20 protein-coding genes are annotated in these 20400 nt (G+C 71.5%); 5 read left to right on the top strand and 15 right to left on the bottom strand.

Annotation, left to right across the window (positions count from 1 at the left end):
* Positions 1–2: 2 nt before the first annotated feature.
* Genes H4281_RS33175 through H4281_RS33165 form a run of 3 tightly spaced genes read right to left on the bottom strand, consistent with a single transcriptional unit; the run spans position 3 to position 3353 of the window.
* A complete protein-coding gene (locus tag H4281_RS33175; protein ID WP_182894797.1) occupies positions 3–827 on the bottom strand; it encodes an ABC transporter permease in 825 nt (274 codons plus the stop codon).
* Positions 820–1794 (bottom strand): ABC transporter permease, encoded by a 975-nt coding sequence (locus H4281_RS33170; protein WP_312872223.1) that lies wholly within the window; start codon positions 1792–1794, stop codon positions 820–822. Before H4281_RS33170 ends, H4281_RS33175 begins: the two co-directional genes overlap by 8 nt.
* Complete coding sequence (locus tag H4281_RS33165; protein WP_182894951.1) at positions 1776–3353, bottom strand: ABC transporter substrate-binding protein; 1578 nt, start codon at positions 3351–3353, stop codon at positions 1776–1778. The genes H4281_RS33170 and H4281_RS33165 overlap by 19 nt, the downstream gene beginning before the upstream one ends.
* Before the next feature lie 324 nt (positions 3354–3677).
* Between H4281_RS33165 and H4281_RS33160 the strand changes: the two genes are divergently transcribed.
* Positions 3678–4898 (top strand): MFS transporter, encoded by a 1221-nt coding sequence (locus H4281_RS33160; protein WP_182894796.1) that lies wholly within the window; start codon positions 3678–3680, stop codon positions 4896–4898.
* Here H4281_RS33160 and msrA read toward each other — a convergent pair.
* Positions 4895–5395: a peptide-methionine (S)-S-oxide reductase MsrA gene (msrA, locus tag H4281_RS33155; RefSeq protein WP_182894795.1), complete on the bottom strand. Its 501-nt coding sequence runs from the start codon at positions 5393–5395 to the stop codon at positions 4895–4897. The genes H4281_RS33160 and msrA overlap by 4 nt on opposite strands.
* A gap of 38 nt (positions 5396–5433) precedes the next feature.
* Positions 5434–6321 (bottom strand): LysR family transcriptional regulator, encoded by an 888-nt coding sequence (locus H4281_RS33150; RefSeq protein ID WP_182894794.1) that lies wholly within the window; start codon positions 6319–6321, stop codon positions 5434–5436.
* 84 nt (positions 6322–6405) lie between these two features.
* Here H4281_RS33150 and H4281_RS33145 point away from each other — a divergent pair, with 84 nt between their 5' ends.
* Both H4281_RS33145 and H4281_RS33140 read left to right on the top strand, forming a co-directional pair.
* Positions 6406–7263 (top strand): EamA family transporter, encoded by an 858-nt coding sequence (locus tag H4281_RS33145; RefSeq protein WP_312872222.1) that lies wholly within the window; start codon positions 6406–6408, stop codon positions 7261–7263.
* 23 nt (positions 7264–7286) lie between these two features.
* Complete coding sequence (locus tag H4281_RS33140; RefSeq protein WP_182894793.1) at positions 7287–7919, top strand: DsbA family oxidoreductase; 633 nt, start codon at positions 7287–7289, stop codon at positions 7917–7919.
* Between the two features lie 47 nt (positions 7920–7966).
* Here H4281_RS33140 and H4281_RS33135 read toward each other — a convergent pair whose 3' ends face one another.
* The gene (locus H4281_RS33135; RefSeq protein WP_182894792.1) at positions 7967–8458 is read right to left on the bottom strand and encodes an ATP-binding protein; all 492 of its coding nucleotides are present in this window, start codon (positions 8456–8458) and stop codon (positions 7967–7969) included.
* A 170-nt stretch (positions 8459–8628) separates the two neighbouring features.
* Here H4281_RS33135 and H4281_RS33130 point away from each other — a divergent pair, with 170 nt between their 5' ends.
* Positions 8629–9084, top strand: coding sequence for a nuclear transport factor 2 family protein (locus H4281_RS33130; RefSeq protein ID WP_182894791.1), 456 nt, complete (start codon positions 8629–8631; stop codon positions 9082–9084).
* A 44-nt stretch (positions 9085–9128) separates the two neighbouring features.
* Here H4281_RS33130 and lepB read toward each other — a convergent pair whose 3' ends face one another.
* Entirely contained in the window at positions 9129–10013 is an 885-nt protein-coding gene (lepB, locus tag H4281_RS33125) for a signal peptidase I (protein ID WP_182894790.1), read from the bottom strand.
* Between the two features lie 174 nt (positions 10014–10187).
* A complete protein-coding gene (locus H4281_RS33120) occupies positions 10188–11321 on the bottom strand; it encodes a glycosyltransferase family 4 protein (protein WP_182894789.1) in 1134 nt (377 codons plus the stop codon).
* Positions 11322–11413: 92 nt separating this feature from the next.
* On the opposite strand from H4281_RS33120, the gene H4281_RS33115 reads away from it, so the two are divergent.
* Positions 11414–11554, top strand: coding sequence for a hypothetical protein (locus tag H4281_RS33115; protein WP_182894788.1), 141 nt, complete (start codon positions 11414–11416; stop codon positions 11552–11554).
* A gap of 8 nt (positions 11555–11562) precedes the next feature.
* Here H4281_RS33115 and H4281_RS33110 read toward each other — a convergent pair whose 3' ends face one another.
* The 7 genes from H4281_RS33110 to H4281_RS33080 form a co-directional block, all read right to left on the bottom strand.
* Complete coding sequence (locus H4281_RS33110) at positions 11563–12816, bottom strand: polysaccharide pyruvyl transferase family protein (protein WP_182894787.1); 1254 nt, start codon at positions 12814–12816, stop codon at positions 11563–11565.
* Positions 12817–12977: 161 nt separating this feature from the next.
* Positions 12978–14153, bottom strand: a complete 1176-nt coding sequence (locus H4281_RS33105) for a glycosyltransferase family 4 protein (protein ID WP_182894786.1) — start codon at positions 14151–14153, stop codon at positions 12978–12980.
* The gene (locus tag H4281_RS33100) at positions 14098–15432 is read right to left on the bottom strand and encodes an oligosaccharide flippase family protein (protein WP_182894785.1); all 1335 of its coding nucleotides are present in this window, start codon (positions 15430–15432) and stop codon (positions 14098–14100) included. The genes H4281_RS33105 and H4281_RS33100 overlap by 56 nt, the downstream gene beginning before the upstream one ends.
* Positions 15429–16577, bottom strand: a complete 1149-nt coding sequence (locus tag H4281_RS33095; protein ID WP_182894784.1) for a glycosyltransferase family 4 protein — start codon at positions 16575–16577, stop codon at positions 15429–15431. Before H4281_RS33095 ends, H4281_RS33100 begins: the two co-directional genes overlap by 4 nt.
* Positions 16574–18838 (bottom strand): DUF2206 domain-containing protein, encoded by a 2265-nt coding sequence (locus H4281_RS45830; protein ID WP_182894783.1) that lies wholly within the window; start codon positions 18836–18838, stop codon positions 16574–16576. Before H4281_RS45830 ends, H4281_RS33095 begins: the two co-directional genes overlap by 4 nt.
* Entirely contained in the window at positions 18835–19932 is a 1098-nt protein-coding gene (locus H4281_RS33085; protein ID WP_182894782.1) for a glycosyltransferase family 4 protein, read from the bottom strand. Before H4281_RS33085 ends, H4281_RS45830 begins: the two co-directional genes overlap by 4 nt.
* The gene (locus H4281_RS33080; RefSeq protein WP_182894781.1) at positions 19929–20399 is read right to left on the bottom strand and encodes a hypothetical protein; all 471 of its coding nucleotides are present in this window, start codon (positions 20397–20399) and stop codon (positions 19929–19931) included. Before H4281_RS33080 ends, H4281_RS33085 begins: the two co-directional genes overlap by 4 nt.
* Position 20400 lies beyond the last annotated feature (1 nt).

Below are 20400 nucleotides of genomic sequence, written 5' to 3'. Positions count from 1 at the left end.
TGTCAGCTCCGTTCGCCGTCGAGAGCCCGGGACACGCGGTTCGCCGCCAGCACGACGGCCGCGACGGTCAGCCCCGGGAACGTGGTCATCCACCAAGCGGTGGCCAGGAAATTGCGTCCGCTGGCGACGAGCGCGCCCCACTCCGGCGTCGGCGGAGTCGCGCCGAACCCGAGGAAGCTGAGCGCGGACACTTCGAGCACCGCGATCCCGACGGTCACCGTGGCCAGCACGAGCACCGGTCCCAGCGCGTTGGGCAGCACATGCCGTCCGAGCACCCCGCCCCAGCGCACGCCGGACGCCCGCGCTGCCTCGACGAAGACGCCGGAACGCACTCGCAGCACCTCGGCGCGCATCAGCCGGGCGAACGACGCGAGGTGCGCCACCCCGACGGCGATCGCCACGTTTGTGGTTCCGAAGCCGAGCGCGGTCACCAGCGCCAGCGACAGCAGGATCGACGGAACCGCCTGGAGGACGTCGACGATCCGCATCACGACCGAGTCGAGCCAGCCGCCGCGGAACCCGGCGAGCAGCCCCAGCGCGGACCCGGCGGCGAACGCGACGAGGACCGCGAGCACCGTCGCGCGCAGGGACAGCCCGGCCCCGTGCACGACGCGGGCGTACCCGTCGCGGCCGGTCTCGTCGGTGCCGAACAGGTGGCTGAGCGAGGGGCCTTGGAGCCGTTCGGAGGGGATGCCGGTGAGCGGGTCTTGGCTGGTGAACAGGGTGGGGGCGAAGGCGGCGATCAGCACGGCGGCGAGGACGAGTCCGGAGAGGACCAAGCCTGGGCGGCGGACGAGGAATCGGCGGGACAGCACGGCTTCAGACATGCGCGGGCACCTCCTTGCGCACGGAGACCCGCGGGTCCAGCAGCGGGTAGACGAGGTCGACGACGAGATTGAGCACCACGAAGAAGAACGCGGCGAGCACGATCACCGCCTGCACCACCGGCACGTCCTGCGCGGTCACCGCCGACGCCGTGACGCGGCCGAGACCGTCGCGGGAGAACACGGTTTCGGTCACCACCGAACCGGCCAGCAGGTTGCCCGCGACGACGCCCACCAGGGTGAGCGCGGGCAGTCCGGCGTTGCGCAGCGCGTGTCCGAAGTGGACTCGGCGACGGCTCGCGCCCTTCGCGCGCACCACCTCGATGTACGGCTCGGCGAGCTGTGTTCGCAGGCTCTTCGCCAGCACTTGCGCGATGATCGCGCCGGTCGGCAGGGCGAGCGTGACCGCTGGGAGGACGAGCGACGCGAAGCCGGTCGATCCGAGCGCCGGGAACAGCCGCAGCCGGAACGAGAACAGCTGGATCAGCAGCAGCCCGACCCAGAACGTCGGCAGCGAAGTGCCCAGCGGCGGCAGCGAAAGCAGGAGCTGGCTCACCCAGCGGGTGCGGGTGAAGGTGCCCAGCACGGCGATCCCGCCGCCGAAGACGATCGCGAGCACCAGCGCCAGTCCGGAGACGGCGAGCGTCGGCGGCAACGCGGTGAGGACTTGGCGGGTGGCGTCGTCGCCGGTGGCCACCGAGGTGCCGAAGTCGCCGTGCAGCGCGGCGAGGAGGTGCTTGCCGTACTGCACGAGGACCGGGTCGTCCAGCCCGTACTCGGCGCGCAGGGCGGCGATCTGCTCCGGCGACGCGCTGGGACCGCCCTCGGCCGAGCCGAGTTTGGTCAGCACCGCGTCGCCGGGCAGCAGGTACAGGATGACGAACGACAGCGTGAACGCCGCCCACAGCACCACTACGGCCTGCAGAACGCGGCGAAGCAGCGGGAAGCCTTTCACGAGCCCGAAACCCACGCGTCGAACAGCTGGAGCCGCGAGGAAGCCTCGAAGCCGACGTCATGTGCGTTCGGTCCGACGCCGAGCACCTGCGTCAGTTCGAAGACCGGGATCGAGTAGGCCTGCTCCACGATGGTCCGCTGCGCCTTTTCCGCCGCGGGCTTGCGCTTCGCGGGATCGACGGTCGCGGACTGTTCGTTCAGCGACGCGTCGAGCGGGTTGTCCGCGGGCAGCTTGCTGCGGTTGTTCGTCTTCGTGGAGAACTGCTGGCGCAGGATGTCCGGGTCGGCGCGGGTGACGTTGTACCAGAGGAAATCGTACTGGCCTGCCTGCTGAAGGCGGGTGACCTCGGCGTTGGTGTGCAGCTCGATCTTGAGGTCGAAACCGATCTTGCGCAGCTGCTGCTGGATCAGCTCCAGCACGCTCTGGTTCTGGTTGAACACCGCGGAGAACAGCACGGACGCGGTGAGCCGCTGCCCGTTCTTCGTCCGGATGCCGTCCGGGCCGGGGACCCAGCCGTCGGACTGCAGCAGCGCCTTCGCGCCTTCCGGGTCGTAGGCGAGTTCCTTGGACAGATCGGTGTACAGCGGCGTCGCGGTGCCGAGGATGCTCGTGGCGGGCTTGTAGTTCGGGGTGAGCACGGTGCTGGTGACCTCGGGCCGGTTCACGCCCTTCGACACCGCCTGCCGCACTTTCTGGTCGGCGAGGACGCCGCGGGTCACGTTCGCGTGCAGGTTGAACACGATGCCCGGGTTCGGCCGGACGGGTTCGGTGAAGCCGTTGCCGGAGAACTGCGGTTCGTCCACCGGCTGGACGTCGGTGATCGCGTCGAGCTGCCCGGACGTCAGGCTGCCCGACCGCACGCCGGGTTCCGGCACCACGCGGAAATCGATCTTGTCGACGTACGCCTCGCCCTGGTGCCGCCACAACGGCGAACCCCAGTGGTAACCCGTGCGCTTGCTGAGCACGATGTTCTGGTTCGGCTTCAGGCTGGTGAACACGAACGGGCCCGAGCCGATCAGGCCAGCGCCCTGGCAGCGCTGCTCGGCGGTGTGCCGGAACGCCGCGGGCGCGAGCACGCCGAGCGACATCGTGGAGCTCGCTTGCAGGAACTGCGCGCTGGGCTGGGTGAACTCGAGCCGGACGGTCGCTGGGTCGACCACTGTCGCGCCGCGGTAGGCGGCCAGGTAGCTGGAACCGAGCAGGGCCTTCGCGCCGAGCGCCTTGATGCCGTCGAAGCTGGCCTTCACCGCGGCGGCGTCCACGGGGGAGCCGTCGGAGAAGGTGGCGCCGGAGCGGAGGTGGAAGGTGAAGCTCGTGGAATCGGGGCTGACCGTCCAGCGGTCGGCGAGCCACGGGGTGATCGCGCCGGTTTTCGGGTCCTGGTCGGTGAGCGAATCGACCAGCTGGCGGCCGACGTTCACCGAGGCGTTGGTGCTGACCTGCTGCGGGTCGATGCAGTCGGGATTGGACGAGATGCCCAGCCGGAGCGTGCCGCCCGGGCGCGGGGGACCGGCGTCCTGCGGACTGGCCCCGCCCGCCGTGCCGCACGCGGCGAGCAGCAGCGGAAAGGCCAGCGCGAAGGCGAGACGGGACCGCGCGCGGGCGGGACGGCCGGGTCGGGGCGGGGTGTGGCGGGGCACGGAATTCCTCCAGCGGGGACGGAACGGATGCGTCCAGCTCAACCGTTCGCGACGGTTCGCTGAAGCCCGTCCCAGCAGGTGAACCGCCGTCCCGCGATCCGGCCGGGCGCGCGGATTCCGGTTGACGGACAAGGGAAAGCGTGGCCCGCGCCCGCGTGATAACCGGAGCGGTTTTGTTCGGCGAGGAGGTCCGGGGACCGGGAGCGCGTGCCGGTGCGCTGCGGAAAACCAGTTGCGGCGCGCGGGAGACTGGCGGGCATGGCGGGGTGGGGCGGGAGCGGATCGGCTTGGGTCCGCCTGCAAGCGGTGGCGGTGTCCGGTTCAACCTGTGAAGGGCTTTTGCTCGCGGCACTGCCCTTGCTGGCCGTCTCGATCACCACCGACCCGCGTGCGGTGTCTCTGGTGAACGTCGCCGGGCAAGCGCCGTGGCTGCTGCTTTCGCTGTTCGCCGGGGTGGTGATCGACCGGGTCCGGCGCACGACCGTGCTCGCCTCGGCGTACGCGGTGCAGATCGTGGCCGCGCTCACGTTGGCGCTGCTCGGTTCCACCGGTTCGCTGAGCCTGCCCGCGCTGCTGGTGGTGGCGTTCGTGCTCACCACGGCGCAGGTGTTCGGCGACGGCGCGGCGGGCTCGGTGGTCCCCGAGGTCGTCACGCCGGATCAGCTCACCATGGCCAATTCCCGGCTGCAGGTGATCGACCGGGGCATGGTCCAGTTCGTGGTGCCGCCGGCGACCGGGCTGCTGATCGGGATCAGCGCGGGGCTGCCCGCGTGGCTGGCAGCCGTCGCCGCGCTGGTCGCGTTGCTTCTCGCACGCGGGATACCGTCGGCGAAACCGGTGCGCACGCCCGCGCATCCGCTGAAGGACGTGACTGCCGGGCTGCGCTATCTCGTCGGCACGCCGCTGTTGCGGTCGATCACCGTCACGGTCGCGCTGGGCTCGTTCGCGGCGGCCGCGGGCAACTCGATGCTCGTCCTGTACGCCACACAGGAACTGCGTCTCTCGCCGTTCGGGTACGGCGTGCTGCTGGCCTGCCTGGCGGTCGGCTGGGTGGTGTCGTCGTTCTTCGTGGACCGGTTCGTGCGCCGGTTCGGCTACTCGACAGCGATGCGGATCGCGCAGGCGTGCGCGGTGCTGAGCCAGCTGCTGATCGCGATCGTGCCGCCGTGGCCGGTGCTGGTCGGCGCGGTGCTGATCTTCCTCACCGCGACGACGCTGATCTGGAACGTGTGCTCGCAGTCGAGCAGGCAGCGGTTCACGCCGCCGGAGCTGCTCGGGCGCGTGCTGACCAGCCATCGCGCGCTGGCCTGGGGATTGACGCCGCTGGGCGCGCTCGCGGGCGGGTTCGTGGCCGTGCACTGGAGCTTGCGCGGGGTGTGGGTGATGGCGGCGGCGGTCCAGCTGCTCGGGACGTCGCTGGTGTGGCGGCGGCTGAGCCCGGCGGCCTTCCGGGAGGCCGAGGCCGCGATGGCGCGCTAGCCGCGCTTCGGCAGTTTCCAGCCGGGACGGGGAAAGTGGCAGGTGTAGCCGTTGGGGTAGTGCTGCAGGTAGTTCTGGTGCTCGGGCTCGGCTTCCCAGAAGTCCCCGGCGGGCGTCACCTCGGTGACGACCTTGCCGGGCCAGAGGCCGGAGGCGTCGACGTCGGCGATGGTGTCTTCGGCGATCTGCTTCTGCTTGTCGGTGGTGTAGAAGATGGCGGAGCGGTAGCTGGCGCCGATGTCGTTGCCCTGGCGGTTTTTGGTGCTGGGGTCGTGGACCTGGAAGAAGAACTCCAGGAGGGTGCGGAAGTCGGTTTGCGCGGGGTCGTAGGTGACCTCGATGGTTTCGGCGTGGGTGCCGTGGTGGCGGTAGGTGGCGTGGGGGACGTCGCCGCCGCTGTAGCCGACGCGGGTCGCGGTCACGCCGGGCTGGTGGCGGAACAGCTCCTCCATGCCCCAGAAACACCCGCCGGCCAGAATCGCCTTCTCCGTGGCCATGTCGCCTCCTCCGTGCTCGCACCGCTTCCGCCGCCATGCTAGCCGCCGGGCAGCAGCCCGAGGACGAGGGCGAGCGGCGGCCACGCGTCGCGCCCGCGCCGGGTGCAGGCGAAGGCCCGCAGCCGGACGTCCGGCCCGGTCAGCGCCACGACGGCGACGTCGGGCCGGGTCTCCCAGGATTCGGGCAGCAGGCCGACCCCGCCGCCCGCCGCGATGAGGTCCTGGACGAGGTCGAGGTTGTCCGCGCGGTGGGTGAACCGCGGCGAGAACCCGGCCATCGACGCCAGCGTCCCGACGACCGTCTCGTCCGCGCCGTTGCGGGAGTTGCCGATCCAGTCGCGGTCGCGGAAGGCGGCGAACACGTCGAGGGTTCCGTTGCCCCGCAACCGGTTCGCGTCCGCGCGCGGCACCGCGAGTCCCCACGGCTCCGCCCACAGCGGACGGACGGCGAGCGACGGGTCGGCGGCCGCGGGCGCGAGGTTGTAGTCGTAGGTGAGGGCGAGGTCGATGTCGTCGGTCCGCAACTGGGCCAGTGCTTCGGCGGGTTCGTGCTCGCTGATCACGACGCGGACGCGCGGATGCCGCTGCGCGAGGAGGTCCGCGACCGGGAGCACCGCGTGCCGCACGCCCGTCCCGAACCCCGCGACGCGCACGGTTCCGGCGGGTTCGGCCTCGGGATCGAGATCCACCCGCGCCGCTTCGACCGCGCCCAGGATCGTCACCGCGTGCTCGGCGAGCCGTCGCCCGGCGGGAGTGAGCCGCACGCGGCGGCCGTCCGGTTCGAGGAGCGCGACACCGGTTTCCTTGGCCAGCACCGAGATCTGCTGCGAGACGGTGGACGTTGTGGTTTCGAACACGTCCGCCACCGCGCGCATCGAGCCGAGCCGCGACAACTCGAGAAGGAACTGCAGCCTGCGGGTCTCCATCCGCCGATTGTCCAGGATATCCGAACAGTACGTCCAGGATTGGCACGTGGACACGAACGGTCTCGATGCGTTCTCCTGGACAACGTGCTTCCCTCCTCTCCCCGGGCCGGTGTCGCCCTCGCCGTCGGCGCCATGCTGTCCGTCCAGCTCGGGCTGGCGGTTTCGGTCGACATCGCGAACCGGATCGGGCCGACCGGCGTCGCGTGGCTGCGGCTCGCGTGGGCCGGGGTGCTGCTCTTGGTGCTCGTGCGGCCGAGGCCGTCGGCGTTCCGCCGCCCGGCGTTGCTGACGTGCGTGGTGCTCGGCTTCGCGACAGCCGGGATGACGATCCTGTTCATGATCGCCGCGACCCGGCTGCCGCTGGGCACCGCGAGCGCGCTGGAATTCCTCGGCCCGCTCACCGTCGCGATCGTGCGCGGCCGCGGCGGAACCCGGGTGTGGCCAGTGCTGGCGGCTGCCGGAGTGGTGCTGCTGACGCAACCATGGCAGGGCGGGACCGACCTGATCGGCGTCGGCTGCGCGCTCGCGGCCGCGGTCTGCTGGGGCGCGTACATCGTGCTGACGCAACGGGTCGGCGACGAGGTGTCGGGCCTGCGCGGGCTGGCGGTGTCGATGCCGGTGGCCGGTCTGGTCGCCACGGTCGTGCACGCCCCGGCGGTGGCCGGCGAGCTGACCTGGCCGCTGGTGCTCGCCGGGCTCGGGCTGGCGGTGCTCGTGCCGGTAGTGCCGTTCAGCCTGGAAATGATGGCGTTGCGCCGGCTGACGGCGTCGGCGTTCGGGACGCTGATGAGCCTGGAGCCGGCGATCGCGCTCGTGCTCGGGCTGATCGTGCTGCACCAGGTGCCGAATGTCGCGGCGGTGGCCGGGATCGCGTTCGTCGTGGCCGCGGGCATCGGCGCGGAACGGACCGGGGCGCGGGAGCCGGTGAAGACCGCCGTCTAGGCGGCGCGTTCTACGCTGGCGGCATGCAGGTGGAAATCTGGAGCGATGTCGTGTGCCCGTGGTGCTATCTCGGGAAGGCGCGGTTCGAGAAGGCGCTGGCCGGGTTCGAGCACCGGGACGAGGTGACCGTGACGTACCGGTCGTTCGAACTGGACCCCGGGAAGACCGGGACCGAGCCGTTGCTGGACATGCTCACCGCGAAGTACGGGCCGCAGGCCGCCGAGATGGAGCAGCGGGTCGCCGCGCTCGCGGCGGCGGAAGGGCTCGGCTACCGGACGGACCGGGAGATCGGCAACACCTTCGACGCGCACCGCCTGCTGCACCTGGCCCGCGAAAAGGGGCTGGAGAACGAGATGCTGTCGGCGTTGTTCCGCGCGAATTTCGCCGAGGCTCGGGCGGTGTTCGCCCCGGACGTGCTGGCCGATGTCGCCGAGGAAGCCGGATTGCCGCGCGCCGAGGCCGAAGCGGTGCTGGCGGATCCGTCGCGGTACGCGGAGGCGGTCCGGGCCGAGGAACGCGAGGCCGCCGAACTGGGCGCGGGCGGGGTGCCGTTTTTCGTGCTGGGACGGCGGTTCGGCGTGTCCGGCGGGCAGTCCGCCGAGGTTTTCGCGCAGGCGCTGGAGAAAGCCTGGGAGGCTGCCGCCGCCGGGAGCTGAGAACGGCCCGGCCGCGGCCAAGCAGCCGGGCGTCCCTTCCGGAGCGGTTACTCGGACCAGGTGCTGAGGCGGTTCAGCAGCCGTTCCAGCACCTGCGGGTCCGCGGTGACCGGTTCGCCGGAGACGGGTTCGTCCACCAGCGTGCGCCGGTCGCCCCGGCGCGGCAGCCGGACCTGCCCGGCGGAGATCCCGCCGGGCAGCGCCAGTTCGCACCACGTGGTGCGGCCGCCGCGTTCGCCGGGGCGCACGCCGATCCGCTCGTCGCGCGGCGGGTCCGGGGCGACGAGGTCGTCGTCGACCTCGATGACCAGCCGGTCCCCGCGCAGCTGGAGCCGGACGGTCACGAAGGCGGGCGCGGACGGGCTGCTCTGGTCGACGACGTCGCCGACGAGCCGGACCGCGGCGTTCGTGACCTGGTCCAGCATCGGCATCAGGGACCAGTCGGTCAGGATCAGGCGGACGAACAGCTCGGTGCACGGGACCGCGCTCGGCTGCGCCACCAGCCGGAGGTCGTCCACCTGGGTAGTGCGCGTGCTCAAGCGTCACCTTCCTCCTCGGCGAGCGGTCCGATCGGCCGGGACCGTGCGGGCATCATGCCACCGCCGCCGCACCGCGCTGCGGCGGGAGGGCGGTCTCCGGGAGAACCGCTGGTCACGGGTCCGGGCGGACGTGCGGGCCGCGTCCACTGTGGAACTCCTATGCTGGCCCGATGTCGGCAGAGTCGGCCCGGTGGGCGATCCAGGACCTGATCATGACCTACGCCGCGCGCATCGACGCGGGCGATCTGGCCGGGGTGGGCGAACTGTTCCGCGAGGGCACCTTGCACAGCGGCGGCGGCCGGTCCGGGCGGGAGGCCGTGGAGAACTGGTTCCGCGACATCCTGATCATCCATCCCGACGGCACGCCGAGGACCCGCCACGTGACGACGAACGTCCGGATCGCGCCGGGGGAGGACACGGCTTCCGCGCACAGCTACTTCACCGTTTTCCAAGCCGCGGAAGACTTTCCGCTGCAACCCATCGCCGCCGGGCACTACGACGACCGGTTCGTCCGGCGCGGCGGCGAATGGCTGTTCGCGGAGCGGACGCCGGTGCTGCAGCTGACGGGGGATCTGACGCGGCATCTCCGGATGGACGTCGTGCGGGCGGCCGGCGCGGGCCGGTGAGGCGGCGCTGCTCCCGCTCTTGCGGACGGACAGTCGGATCGCGGTCAGTCCTGTTTGGCCAGCTTCCGCCGCAGGCTCCGCCCGGCGGCGAGCGTCGGGAACGCCAGCAGCGCCCCGGCGCCGAGCGGGATTCCCTGCTGCCACGCGGGTGCGCCGAGCGCGGCGGGCGCGGCTTGCGGGTCGTGGTCGCTGACGCCGCCCCAGCGCGACGGCGGCAGGACGATCACCCGCGCCTTGCCGATGACGTCGTCCACCGGGACGGTGCCGTTGACTCCGCCGCCGCCCTGGCAGCGCGAGTCGCACGAGTTCTCGCGGTTGTCGCCCATCACCCAGAGGCTTCCCTTCGGGACGGTGACCGGGGCGAAGGTCTGCCGCGCCGTCGGCGGCTGGTCCAGCCAGTGCACGTACGGTTCGTCGAGCGGTTTGCCGTCGACCAGGACGCGGCCCTGCGGGTCGCAGCACTGGACGGTCTGGCCGCCGACGGCGATCACGCGCTTCACGAAGTCGCGCTCGTCCGGCGGCGCGAAGCCGACGAGGGAACCGAGGCCGCGCAACGTCTTCGTGAAGAAGTTGCCCGACTCCTGCGGGGCGATCTCGTTCGCGGTCCACGGCTGCGGGCCGCGGAAGACGATGACGTCGCCGGGGGCGGGATCGGTGAAATCGTAGGTGACGCGGTCGACGACGACCCGGTCGCCGAAGCAGCCGTCGCAGCCGTGCAGCGTCGTCTCCATCGACGCCGAAGGGATCAGGAACACCTTCGCGACGAACTGCTGGATCAGGATCGTCAGCACCAGCGCGATGCCGATCAGGATCGGCAGTTCCTGCCAGAACGGGCGCTTCCGCCGCTTCTTCCCGGGCGGTTCGCCCGCGCCGGGATGCTCGGATCCGGACTCGCCGGGGGCGGGGACTGGGGGGATCGGGTCGGCCACGCCGTCAGGCTACCCAGATCCGCGCGCCCGGCGGCGGACCGCGCGCGGCCACGATCGGGGGGTCGTGCCGGTGAGCGGGACGGCAACCGGAGATTTCGCCCTCAGGGAAGGAAAACGGGTCGGAACCGGGGGAGGATTGCGGAATCCGGCGGAAGCCGGCCGGCCGGGGCGCCGTCATCGTGAGACCGGAGCGCCGCGCCGGTCGAGCGCGGTCAGCTGCTCGACGAACTCCGCGACCCGATGACTCCACGTGTACCGGCTGCGCACGAGTTCGCAGGCGTTCTCCCGGATCGCGTGTGCGAGCCCCGGGTTGCTCTCGAGCCGGTCCAGTTCGCCGGCGAGCGCTTCGGGAGAACGCGGCGCGGCAAGCAGCCCGTTGACCCCGTCGGTCACCAGCGCGGCGAGCGGACCGACCGCGGTGGCGATGACCGGCACCCGGCTCGCCCACGCTTCGAGCAGTGCCGTCGGGAAGGCGTCGTTCGGACTGGTCGGGCAGAGAACGAGCGAACTGGCACTGCGGAGAGCGCGGAATTTCGCGGAGCCGCGGAGATTTCCGGCGAAGGTGACGTTGCCGTCGATCCCGAGTTTCCGGGCGAGGGCCTCGTATCCGGGTCGCGCGGCGCCGTCGCCGATCACCAGCAGGCGCCCGCGGCGGATGCTCATCGCGTGCAGGAGCTGGTCGAGGCCTTTCCACGCGTGGGTCGGTTCCAGCCGGGCCAGAAAAGCGGCGGCGTAAGGACGGTTCCCGCCGAGCGGGGACGTCAAGAGCTCCGGGGCGACGGCGTTCTCCAGCACGCCGACTTTGTCGCCGTAGCGCGGGCGGAAGCGGTCGGCGACGTAGTCGGAAACCCCCAGGATCAGGTCCGCCCGGCGGAGCATGAAGGCCTCGGCGCCGGCATAGGCGCGCGCGACGGCGTTGAAGAACGGGTGACCGTCCTTGGCCAGGGCGGCGGCGTGATAAGTCACGACGACCGGGGTGTTCCCGGCGGCGAGGGTCGCGGCGTCGGCGAGACCGGGCACCGGGGTGTGGACGTTGAGGAAGTCGGCCTGTTCGGCGCGCAGGATGCGGCGGATCCGGCGCGGCCAGCGCGGGTCGAGGGGAGTGTTGGACAGCTTGGCGAGTGCGGGGAGCCGGTAGACCGGAAAGGGGTCGCCGGACCCGGCGCGGGCGCTGGTGGTGACGACGACCGGCCGCCATCCGGGGACTTCCCGCAGCGCGGCGGCCAGGCTGTGCACGTAGGTCTGCACGCCGCCGACGTCCGGCGGGAAGTACGGCGTCGCGAAGACGACGGTGCGTTCTCGGCTCACGGAGGCTCCTGTCCTCATTGGTCCGGTTGGCTGGGCGCGCGCGGATGTGATGGTGTGTGCCGGGGGAGCGGGGGACTTCGAGGAGGCGCAGGATGTCCGGGATCCGGATGCCGTGGGCGACGATGCGGTGCCGCGCGTGCGGTCACGAACGCAGCGAGCACCGGCATTTGCGCGGCGGCACCGACTGCGGACGCTGCGGCTGCCGCCGGTTCCGCTGGCTGCGGCGGGGCTGACCTCCGCGTCAGGCGGCATCGAGCAGGTGGCGCAGATCGCGGGCCCGGCGCGCGTAAGGGGGAAGCACTTCGCGCAGGTGCCGCCGGTAGTCGTCGCGGTGGTCGACGAGGCTGTCGAGGAGCGCGGGCAACGTGGTTTCGCGGACTTCGGCGATGCCGACGACCCATTCCGCGAGCCCGAGATCGCGCATGATGCCCGCCGTTTTGTGCTCGTACTCGATCGCGAGGCACGGGACGTGCGCGGTGAGGGCGAAGATGACCGAGTGGAAACGGGTGCCGATCACGAGGTCGGCCTCGGCGTAGAGGGCGCGGGCGTCGCGGTGGTCGAAGGTGTCGTCGCCGAGGACGCGCAGCCGGGCGTGGTCGAGTCCGGCGGCGAGGCGGGTGTTGACCCTGCGGTCGTCGTCGCCTTGGAAAGCGCAGGTCACTTGCGGGACCAGGACGACGTGGTATCCGCGGCCGAGCAGGTGCCGGATGCCCGCGGCCAAGGCGCGTTCGTAGCGGTGCTGTCCGGCGTCGTCGAGCCACTGGCGGGCGGTGACCATCGCGATGCGGGCGTCGGCGGGGACGGCGAGAGCAGTGCGCCAGTCGCGGTCGGAGCGGGTCTCGAAGGCGAAGGCGCTGTCGACGCTGCGGGTGAGCAGATGCGGCGGCAGCCCGATTTCGGTGAGCCGCTCGCGGCTGATGTCTTCGCGGACGAGGACCGCGTCGGCCCGCCCGAGGACGTGGCGGACCAGCACGCGCTGGAGCCGGCGGGGAAACGGCCCGTAGGACTGCGGCCCGGTCACGACCCGGACGCCGAACCGCTCGGCCAGCCACAGCGGGAGCAGCAGGAAGAGGATGTTGAGGTCGGAGGCGAAGTTCGCCCGGCCGTTCAGGTAGCCGCCGCCGAGGGAGACGACGAGGTCGGCGGTCGCGAGCGCGTGCAGTTCGCGGCGCGGTTCGGCGGGCAGCAACCGGGCCGCAGCCAGCCGCAGCCGCCGCGGAAGCCGGGCGGCGGCGAGCGCGACGACCGGGAGCAGGCTCAGTTTCCGCAGGATCCGCCGGAGCCGGGGGATGTCCTCCTCGCCCGAGTAGCGGCGGAACGACCCGAGGTTGGGCACGCCCTCGAACTCCGGCCAGCGCGCCGGATGCTCGAACCCGGCGATCGCGATCCGCGCGCCGGGCAGCGCGCGGCGGATCTGGTCCAGCAGGACGCTGAGCAGGGCGGCGTCGCCGCGATTGCCGCGTTCGAACGCGTTGACTACGACGACACGGGTCATCTGCGGGCCTCCAAGAGGGAACGGGCCGGGCGGCGCCGGACGGGGCATCGGCAGGACTCCGGGCCGGGTGCTTCGTTCGGCCGGCGAGGGCGCGTGGCGAGCCGGCGCGGCGAGAGAACCGGCGGACGTGTCCGGGCCGAGGAGCCGGAGCGAGATGCGGGTCATCGCTGGACCTCCCGGTAATGCTGCTCCAGCCGGTCCAGAAAAGTGCCGAGACTGTGACAACACGCGAGCCCCGCCGACCGCGCGCCCATCACCCGCCGCAAGCCCGGGTCGCCGAGGAGCCGGGAGAGCGCGTCCGCGAGGGCCCGGCGCTCACCCGGCGGGACGAGCACACCGTTGTGCCCGGGGCGAATCAGCTCGGGAATCCCGCCGACATCGGTGGCAGCCACCGCCCGTCCCACGCCGAGGGCTTCCAGCGCGACGGTCGGGAAATTCTCCGGCCACACCGACGGAATCACCACCACCGAAGCAGCGCGGTAAGCAGCCGCGAGCTCGGATCCGCCGAGCCAGCCGGCGAAGCGGACGCGGTCGGCCAAACCCCGTTCGCTCACTGCTTTCTCAAGGACGGCCCGCTGGTTGCCCTCCCCGGCGAGCGTCAGCCGGGCGTTGGGCAGGCGGCGGGCGACCGTCGCGAAGGCGTCCACGAGCACGTGCGCGCCTTTCACCGGTTCGAGGCGACCGACGAACAGCGCGTGGGCGGCGTCGGGGACCGGAGACGCGGTGGGCAGCGGCACGCCGTTCGGGACGACGTGGATCGGGACGCGGGGCAGGTCGTGGCGGACGGCGTCGGCGAGGAAGCGGCTCGGGGTGAGCACTCGGTCGACGGTGCGCAGGCGCCGCAGGTAAGCCGGTCGTTGCAGCAAGCGCAGATACGCCAGCCGGGCGGTGTCCGTTGTGGACAGTCGCGGGCGGCCTTCGGTGCGGCTGCGCAGGTTCCACGACAGCAGGTCCCGGATCCAGTCCTCGGGTCCGTGGACGGTGAGCACCCGCGGGTAGGCGGCGGACGCGCTGAGCACGGCCGGGCTGAACTCCCCGATGGTGTGCAGGTGCACCGCGTCGGGTGCGAACGAGCGCAGCGCGGCGGTCACCTGCCGGTAGGCGGGCCGGTGCCAGAAGTAGCCCGCGAACCGACGCGGCGCGCCGCCGCGGATGGCGGGCACCAGGACGTCGGCGAAGACTTCCCGGTCGCTCACGGCGGGGTCGTCGAGCAGGTGGTCGGTCGCGATGACGAGAACCTGGTGCCCGCGCCGCCGCAGCCCGTCGGAGACGAGGCGGACGCTACGCTCCGCGCCGCCGGCTTCGAAGCCGACGTTGACGATGTGCGCGATCTTCATCCGAACCTCCTTTGCCGCCCGAAGACAGGCCGCGCGGCGCCAGCGCGACGACCGCGACCAGACCGGACGCGAGATTGCCGACGCCCCACGCCGCCGCGATCCAGACCAGGTCGTGCTGAGCCCCGAGCGCGGCGAGGCCGACCGTGACGCCCGCGTAGACCAGATTGGACAGATTCATCGCCGGGAGCTGACGGGTCACCTTGAGCAGGAACCCGGACCACGTGTTGAAAGCCACCGCGAAGGCGGAAACCGCGAGGACGACGAGACAGTTCCGGGCATCGGCGGCATAGCTGGCGCCGAAGAGAGCCAGCACCGGTTTGGCGAGGGCGACCGTGACGCTGACGGCGGGCAGCACGATCGCGAGGATGAGCAGCGCCGAGCGTTTCGCCAGCTGTCTCAGGTCTTCCTGTTCGTGCGAGCCTTCCGCGAACAGCGCCTCGCCGACGGCGAACGGGACGGCGTTGACGAAGTTGGCGATCTGGAACGCGACGAAGTAGGCCGCGGACGCTTCCGGTCCGAGCGAACGCAGCACCAGCAGCGGAATCACCAGCAGCGGCAGGAGATTCAGGCAGCTGGAGGCGTAGTTGCCGAGCGAGTACGCGAGCGTGGAGCGCAGCGTCGCCGGGTGCACGCGGGGCCGCACCGGGATGCGCAGCCGCTGCCGGATCACGAGGATGCTCGCGGCGGCGGCAACCGCGGAGGCCACCGTGCTGGACAGGAAAATGCCGATCGCGCCCGCGCCGGCGAAGACGACCGGCAGGGCGATTTTGACCGCGCTCATCAGTACGCCGTTGAGGAGCATGTTGTACTTCGCCGCCCGCAACGCGACGAAAACCGAGTCGGTGAGCAGGTTTTGCGCGACGGCCATCGCCAGCAGCGCGAACAGCACGACCTCCGGGACCGACTCGCTGAGGAACGACAACCCGGGCGAGACGAACGGTGCGACGAGCGCGAATCCCGCCCCGAGCACGGTTCCGGTGACCGCCACCGAGGTGAGCGCGGAGCTGACGTGCGCCGCACGGGACGGGGTCGTGGGCAGGTACCGGACGAGGCTGGAGCTGAGCCCGAGCCCGCTGAAGTAGCTCAGCAGGGTCACCGCCGACAGCAGCGAACTCGCCCAGCCCACCGCGGCGGGCGGGTACAGCCGGGCGACGACGATCCAGAACACGAATCCGGACCCGGCGCCGAGCGCGGTCGTGGCCATGAGGAAGAACGAGTTGCGGACGAGCGGGTCGGATTTCAGCCGCGCGGCGAAGGACGGCGCGGCGAGCGCGGTCATGCGGGGACCTCGGCCGTGCCGAGTGCCGCACGGTAGCTCTCTTCGAGGCGCTGGGCGTGTTTCGGCCAGGAGAACCGGGCGGCGGCGAAACCCGCGGAGTAGCGCCCCATGGCTGCGCGGCGCGCGGGATCGGCGGCCAGGGACCGCAGGGTCGCGCGCAGGGTTTCCGGGTCGCGGGGGAGCAGGGCGACCTGAGTCCGGTCGAGGCCGTAGGAGGCGTAGCCGGGGTCGTCGGTGGTGACGACCGGGAGGCCGGAGGCCATGGCTTCTTGGACGGTCAGGGGGAATCCTTCCGCGGTCGAGGGCAGGGCGAAGACGTCGCAGGCGCGGTAGAGGCCGCTGATCTCGTCGGGGCTCAGCGCGCCGAGGTGGTGGATCGACGGATCCGCGGGGAGGTGCTTCGGCCGTTCCCCGGCGAAGACCAGGTCGTAGCCGGGGTGCCGGGCGGCGAGGAGGAGGTCGTAGCCCTTCTTCGGCGCCGGCCGTCCGACGAACAGCACCAGGACCCGGCGAGCGGGCAGTCCCCAGCGTTCCCGCAGCCGCTGGATTTCTCCGGCGGGCGCGGGCCGGTAGCGGCTGGTGTCGACGCCGTTGGGCAGCAATTCCGCACCACCGCCGCGAAATCTCCGGACGAACGCGGCGACCGCGTCGTTGACCACGAAAACCTCGTGACTAGCCCGGAACAACCGCCGCCCGATCGACCCGTACACCGCGTGCTGAACGCCCCGCACCAGCGCCGACGGATGCTCGACGACCGCGACGTGCTGGGTCAGGAAAAGCGGCTTGCCAGTCCGCGCAGCTCGCAGCCCGGCGGCCCAGGAAGACTGGTACAGCGTGTCGTGCACGTGGACGACATCCGCCCACCGCACCCATTCGCGGACCGCACGCGACAGCCGGGGCCCGAACACCGGGAAGGGCACGCCAGCCCGGTTTTCCGTCCCATTCCAGGCGGGTACGCGCACGACGTGCACACCGTCCACAGCGGACGGCGGAGCAGCAGGCAGCGCGCTGGTCAGCACAGTGACCTCGGCCCCGCGCGCGGCGAGCATCCGGGCCTGCTGCGCGGCGACGTTCTCGATTCCCCCGACGTGCGGCGGGTAGTAGTGCGAGACGAGCAGGATCCGGAGGGGAGGGGAGGGCGTCATCGGTACACACTCGTTCCGTTGCTGCTGTAGACCTTGTTCTTGGTGGCGTCGAGGAACCGCAGCGGATAGCGGTAGGTGACGAGATCGCCTTGGTAGAACACGGTGACCTCGTCTTTGCGGACGGCCGGATAGCCGAGGAGGACGAACGAGCCCGGCTGCACGAGCGTGGGGTAGATGTCGTCCCCGGGGCGGCCGTCGATCAGCGTTTGCAGGCGGCTGAGCGTGTAGCGGTCGGACTGGATCCGGTGCGCGGCCGTGTGCTGTTCGAGCCAGGCGAGGGCGGCGCGTTCCTGCGGGTGGGCGTAGTAGATGTCGTAGTACTGCCCGGCGTTGTCCAGTTGCAGTTGCGCGGGATAGCCGCCGAAGAGCCGGGGCAGCGCGCCGGTGAGGTCGAGGAACAGCAGCAGCGACACGGCGGTGGCGGCGGGCATCCGCCACTGTCTGAGCCAGGACAGCGCCCACACCGACCCCATCGCGATGAACGGGGCGAATCCGAACAACCCCTGCTGGAAGGTGCGCAGGAGTCCGTAATCCACCGAAAGCTGCGGCAACGCGATCTCCGCGGCGAGTACGCCCAAGCCGCCGGCGGCGAGGACGAACAGATCGTGCGTCGGCCGGAACACGGTCGCGGTGGCGATGAGGGTCCCGGCCAGGCCGACGAGCAGCAGCACTTGCAGCCCGTCCGCGCACAAGGTGCGGAGTAGGCCGTTGACGCGCGGAACGTCGACGCCGAGCTGATTCAGCGCGGACCCGGCCGCGGTGAGCGGCAGAGCGTCCGCCGGGGCGACCTGCGCGGCGGCCGCGTGCAGCGCCATGGGCGGTTCGCCGCCGGCCCGGGCCCGGGTGGAATCGGCGTAGTCGTGCAGCCGTTGCTGCGGGCTGACCCGCGCGGAGCTGAAAATGCTGTACGCGGTGTCGGACGACCCGCGTTGCACCTGGTCCGGGTGGAACAGGTCCCGAGCGGTGGCCGCGGCGGTGTGCTGGAGCTGCTGCCAGGTGCCGGTGACCGGACCGGTCCACAGCGCGGAGCACAGGACCGCGATGCCGATCATCGGCCAGACGACGAAGTCGGCGGACTCCTTCGGCGCGCGTTCGGCCAGACGGCGGCGCAACGGCGGCACCACCCGGACGACGCCGCTGGCGAGCTTGCCCAGCACCAGGACGCCGATCAGCACGTATGTCGTGGAGTAGTGCGAAAGCACGATTCCCGCGAACAGGACGGTGAACGCGATCCGCCGCGCGCGACGCGGTGCGGTGCGGTCGCTCAACGCCAGAACGGCGCAGCCCAGCAGGAGGAACGCGATCTCCTGGCGGCCGAGGAACGGCATGTCGGTGAAGAACGTGGGGAACGCGAGGAAGCAGATCGCGGCGAGGAGCGAAATCCTTTTGCCGGTGAGATTCCGCGTCGTGCGGTACACCGCGACCGGCGCCGCGGCGAACAGCATCGGCAGCACCGCTTTGAAGATCGCCGCGCCGGGCAACGCGGTCAGCTGGGCCAGCGAGGCGGGCAGGAGCGTGATGCTGAGGCACGCGTTGTACGCGTCGGGGTAGCCGGAGATGTCCCAGTACCCCTTGGCCGAGGTGAGCTGGAAGAGCAGGAACTCGCGCTGGATGTCGTGTCCGGTGATATACCAGCCGCGCAGCGACGTCAGCAGGAGCAAAGCCGTTGCCGCACAGAGGATTCCGAACGCGATCACCCCGTCGCCGTACCGGCCCGCCTGCACCGCCAACAGGCCGAGCAGGGCCGCGATCAGGAACAACGCGACCAGGCTCGTCGCACCGGTGAACCCGTTGTTCAGCCGGATGGCCCCGGCGACCGCGACCACCAGCGCGAGGACTCCCAGGACCGCCACCGGCGCGACGTCGCGCACCGGCATCCACCGCGGCCCCCGCACCGGTGGCGACGCGCCGGTGAGCCGCCGATCGAGGAACGCGAGCGCCCCTGCGGTCAGCGTCTGAGCCACGGCAAGCGACCCGGTCGTCAACGGGCGCGAGACGCCGAACCAGGGGAGCACGGTGTTGACGATCAGCGCGGCGGCCATGGCGGCCAGCACCGCGAAACCGAGCCCCAGCAACCACTGGGCCTCGCGGGTGGACACGATCCGGGTGGCGATCCGGCGGCACAGCCAGGCCGGGGCGCCGAGCACGAGCCACAGCCCGGCGAGGGCCACCAGCACCGCGGGCCGCCACGGCATCAGCTCCACGACAGCGGCGGCAAGCACCGATCCGAGCACGACGGTGCGCTGGCCGGGGCGCGTCACGGGAGGACCTCGGCGTAGACGTCCTCGACCTGCGCCGCCACCGCGGCCCAGGTCAACTCGCGAGCTGCTCTCGCGCTGGCCGCGGCGGTCCGCCGTCGGAAGTCCTCGTCGGTGGCGAATTCGTCGATCGCCGCGGCCAATGCGGCCGGATCCGCGGGAGCGAGGGCTCCGATGCCGTGCAGGAGTTCGGTGTTCCCGGGAACGTCGGTGGCGAGCACCGGCAGGCCGGCGGCCATGGCTTCGAGCGCGGCGAGCGACATCCCTTCGCGATCCGAGGGCAGCACGAACAGATCAGCTCGCTCATAGCGGTGCAGCAGCGAAGCACCGTGCAGCCGGCCGTGGAACCGCACGTCCGGAATCCCTTGCTGCTGCGCGGTTTCCTCAAGCCGCTCCCGCTGTTCCCCGTCCCCGACGACGTCCAGGACCACCGGTTGCCGCACCCGGGTCAGCGCGTGCAGGAGCCGGGAGAGGTTCTTTTGCGGGCTGAGCCGTCCGACGAACAGCAGGCGCAGCACCGGTTCCCGGCGCGCCCGCGGCGGGAGGAAGAACTCGCCGGACACGCCGTTCGGCACCGCGAAGATCCGCGCCGGGTCTGCCCGGTAGGCGGTGCGGACGAACTCCCGCTGCGCCTCGGTCAGCACCAGCACCCCGGCGGCGGCCCGCAGGACCCGGCTGAAGACGTGCCTTTTGTAGTGCGGCAGCAGCCATCCCAGTTTGCCCGACTGGTCGACGTCCAGATGGAAATGGAGCAGGAACGGCTGACGGCGCGCGGCCGCGGCGAGCGCGACCTGCTCGGGCAGGACCGCGTGCGCGGCATGCAGATGCCATACCGAGGTTTTCGGCGTGCGCAGCAAGGCGGGGACGAGACCGGGGGACACCGGCGTATGCGCGATGTCGAGCGCGGGAGTGCGGACGGTGGTGACGCCGTGCACCAGTTCGCGACGAGGCGAGTCACGCGCGCCGACGGTCGTGGTGAGCACGGTGACGTCGTGCTGCCGCGCTTGGTGCCGGGCCAGCTGCTGCACTACGGCTTCCATTCCGCCGAGATGCGGCGGGTAGTACGGGGTGATCTGGACGATCCGGCGGCGGGTCACGGTCTGCCTCCAGGCGCGTTGCCGGGCAGCCGGAAGCGCAGGTTCTCCATGCCTCCGGCGACATTCACCGCGATCGCGTCCACGACCTGTCCTGGCGGCACCGGCAGCCGGAAGGCCAGCGTCGTGAACTTCCCCGGCTCGAGCGTCACCCGTCGAGACACCCCCGGGAGCCGGTCCGCCGACGCGGTTTCCAGCGCTGCCACCACGGTGTAGTCCGCGTGGTACGGACCATGGCGCACCAGCGCGACCTCGGCGGTGACAGCCCCGTCCCGGAACGTGGGCGTGCCGACGAAATACAGCTCGGTGAAGGTCTCGGGCTGCTCGGTGAAGGACTGCCGCACCAGCGTCCGGGCGTCCGGCCACACCAGGAGCGTCACCACTCCGAGCACCACCGCCGCCGAAACCGCTCCGGCGAATTTCAGCCAGCCGCGGCCGTTGCCCCGGTCTTCCCCTGAAGAGCCGGCCACG

The organism is Amycolatopsis dendrobii, assembly GCF_014145675.1.
In the GTDB taxonomy this organism is placed as follows: Bacteria; Actinomycetota; Actinomycetes; order Mycobacteriales; family Pseudonocardiaceae; genus Amycolatopsis; species Amycolatopsis dendrobii.
Note: the sequence above shows the minus strand (reverse complement) of the source record. Positions and strands in the feature narration are given on the sequence as shown.